The organism is Salipaludibacillus sp. CF4.18 (assembly GCF_051262595.1).
GTDB classification, from domain to species: domain Bacteria; phylum Bacillota; class Bacilli; order Bacillales; family Salisediminibacteriaceae; genus Salipaludibacillus; species Salipaludibacillus neizhouensis.
This window is the reverse complement of the sequence record NZ_JBIMEV010000115.1, coordinates 1-3,130: the sequence shown is the minus strand read 5'-3', so window position 1 is coordinate 3,130 and position 3,130 is coordinate 1. Positions and strand designations below refer to the sequence as shown.

The window sequence follows — 3,130 nt, the reverse complement described above, 5'->3', positions numbered from 1 at the left end:
GCAGATACAGTACAAGAAGTTTTTTTAGAGCCAGTCGCACCTGGTTTAGATTGTATTGGATTAGCTTAAATTGCAAGGCTTATTTATGAAGCTTTAGAAAAAGATTTATTATTTATGATGCTATATGTCCATGATTAAAAGAAATATGGAGTAATATTTGCGGAGAAAATAAAAAGGAGAAACCTAGTTTACAGAACATTGGAGGGTGGTCCATCTGCACAAATAAAATACATATTTATATAAAATGCTATTGGTAAAATTAAGGGGTCTTGAGCGACTATGTACTTAAACAAATGGGTTAGTGTTAGTTGCAGAATGCTAAAACAATAAAAGATAAAACGAGCTTGGAATCCCAAGCTCGTTTCTTTTGTGAATTAATTGTGTTTTTCGTTGTGAATCGTATTGTTATTTATTCCGTGAATTCAGGTTTTGCACCCCAGAATAGAACCCGTTATGAAGCTACCAGGGTGTTTTTTTCTATTCTCTCCACTAGCGACACCATTCATATTAAACGTGTTAATCTTTTATATTATCTCATTAGAAAAGCATTAGTATTCAGAATTAGGAATGATTGTAGGGATCTTTGCTTGGTTGCCCTATTGACTATTTTAAAAGTTGAATAAAATTGAAAAGAGAGCATTAAGTATTAATCCCGAGAAAACTTTAAAAAATCAAACTGATTATCCCTGTAGCTCTCAGAAACTTACTGCTAACTAATGATAGCGGATGCATTACGAGCCGACGGACGGAGGTCAAGTCTGGCCGTGCGGAAAAGATAACCAAGGACTTCCATTTTAAATATTAACTGCGACGAGTAACTGCAGGCGCAGGTTTTCTTGACTCGGAGCTAGTGGGATAATCATAAAATAGAAATAATAAAGGTTTACTTAATGCAATGTCGAATAATATCAAGAGTAAAAAAAGTGATTGGGGAGGTAATAATATTGGAAAGAATGAAAGTTTGTATTGCAGATGATAACCGAGAATTGGTGAATGTACTTGAGGATTTTATCCAATCTCAAGATGATATGGAAGTCGTGGGAAAAGCATACAATGGACAAGAGTGTTTAGAATTAGTGGAAGAAGCTCAGCCAGACGTCATTATCCTTGATATTATAATGCCTCACCTAGACGGACTTGGAGTGTTAGAGAAATTAAATGAACGTCAACTAGAAAAGCGACCAAATATCATTATGTTGACAGGATTTTCCCAAGAAGATATCACGAAAAAGGCAGTGGAATTAGGGGCAGCGTATTATGTGTTAAAACCTTTTGACATGGAGACGTTAATGAAGCAAATTCGGGAAGTATCTGGTCAATCCACACCGTATATCAGAAGTTTTTCCAAACCACCTGAATCTAATAGAGAAAAACAGCTGATAAACCTAGAAGCTAGCATTACAAGTATCATAAATCAGATTGGAGTTCCAGCTCATATAAAGGGATATATGTACTTAAGAGAAGGCATTGCGAAGGTGTATAAAGATATTGAATTATTAGGATCGATTACGAAGGTACTTTACCCAGAAATAGCAAAGCATTTTAATACCACTGCAAGTAGAGTGGAACGAGCTATTCGGCATGCCATAGAAGTAGCCTGGACTCGTGGGGACATAGAATCCTTATCAAAAATGTTTGGATACACAGTAAGTGTGACAAAATCCAGGCCAACCAACTCTGAATTTATTGCAATGATAGCTGATAAATTGCGCATTGAACATAATGTAACGAGCTAGTAAGAAATGAAAAGAGAGGTTTTCAGGCTCTCCCGATTGTTGGGAAACAGGGATAAGACATTTCAGCAACCCAGATGCTAGTTATTGTATAGTTAGCCTAAGCTACGGAAACAACAAAAAAAGGAATGATGATCAATGATAGGGAGTTTAGTAAAGATACATAAAAAGAGTAGTCCCTTCAATAAAAAAGGACTACTCTTTTTGGTGTTACTGTTGCGCGATTACGAAACCACTTCCTTCATCACATGTTTTGATGGCTTAGTTGTCTTTGTCAACCTAATACTTGAAGAAATACGACTGAATAAAATCACTTGACTAGTAAAAATTCCCTTCAAAGATTAATATATTGATCAAAATTATATACAGGTAGATGGAATAAAAATTAGCCTCGGGTTCAATATTGTATATGATTGGGACGAGGCTTTGAACAACCCATAAATCAGAAAAAAGGTGTGTCAAAGTCTAAAGACTTTGACACACCTTCAATTGATAATCTTTACTCTTCTCTTTTTAAAGCTGCACGTTGGTGGCGATAAAATTCGTGGAATAGCTTCATTAATGACCTTTTCTCAATTCGTGATACATAGCTTCTTGAGATTCCTAACTCTTTGGCAATTTCTTTTTGAGTTCTTTCTTTTTGTTTATCTAAACCAAATCTTCCTACGATGACCTCTTTTTCTCTGCCATCGAGAATATGAATGTACTCATATATTTGTTTTTTCTCCATTTTCAACTGAATTTGCTCCGCTAAATCATCTGTATCAGCCTACAATACATCAATTAAACTGATCTCATTTCCCTCTTTGTCCTGTCCAATAGGGTCATGCAGGGAAACATCCTTGCGCACTTTCTTTAACGCTCTCAAATGCATTAGGATTTCTATCCTAATGTCAGAAGGGAGCAATCTAAAAGGCTTGTTCAATATTATATTAATTCAAAAGATACTCTCTAATCAAGTATCTTTTATTACCACTTATCATTGGCATTTTACAACATCTCATATTTAGGACAACACTTACAAAAAACGAGCTTGATATCTCAAGCTCGTTTTAATAATGAATCGGTGTTCTAGACCATCTCTTAAAATCGTTGCTTCTTTAGGCTCCATTGTCATTAAGCCCTCAATAGAATTCCGTGTTTTTTCCATCGTGTAGGCTGAAAGTGTTGTTCTTAACGAAAATAGAAAAGCAACCATAGCACCTTTCAACCAATCCCCGATTAAGATTCGCTATCGTCATAAGAACATTCCTATCAAAGTTCAAGGTCTTCATCCCATATATAGCGCACTTCGTGTGACTTTAAAAAGCATTCTGCTTCTTTATCTCCAAACCAATTGTAATACCCAATAAATATATTCTTTATTCTTCTCCATCAATTAACCCTTGATATAAAAC

At 35.3% G+C, this 3,130-nt stretch carries 2 protein-coding genes and 1 pseudogene; 1 reads left to right on the top strand and 2 read right to left on the bottom strand.

What is annotated here, in order from left to right:
* Positions 1-944: 944 nt before the first annotated feature.
* Positions 945-1,736 (top strand): sporulation transcription factor Spo0A, encoded by a 792-nt coding sequence (spo0A, locus tag ACHABW_RS25470; protein WP_435759825.1) that lies wholly within the window; start codon positions 945-947, stop codon positions 1,734-1,736.
* A gap of 496 nt (positions 1,737-2,232) precedes the next feature.
* Here the strand turns inward: spo0A and ACHABW_RS25465 are convergent.
* Both ACHABW_RS25465 and ACHABW_RS25460 read right to left on the bottom strand, forming a co-directional pair.
* Positions 2,233-2,625 (bottom strand): annotated as a pseudogene (locus tag ACHABW_RS25465) (sigma-70 family RNA polymerase sigma factor); the annotation flags it as partial.
* Between the two features lie 126 nt (positions 2,626-2,751).
* Entirely contained in the window at positions 2,752-2,943 is a 192-nt protein-coding gene (locus ACHABW_RS25460; RefSeq protein ID WP_435759823.1) for a hypothetical protein, read from the bottom strand.
* Between the last annotated feature and the right edge of the window lie 187 nt (positions 2,944-3,130).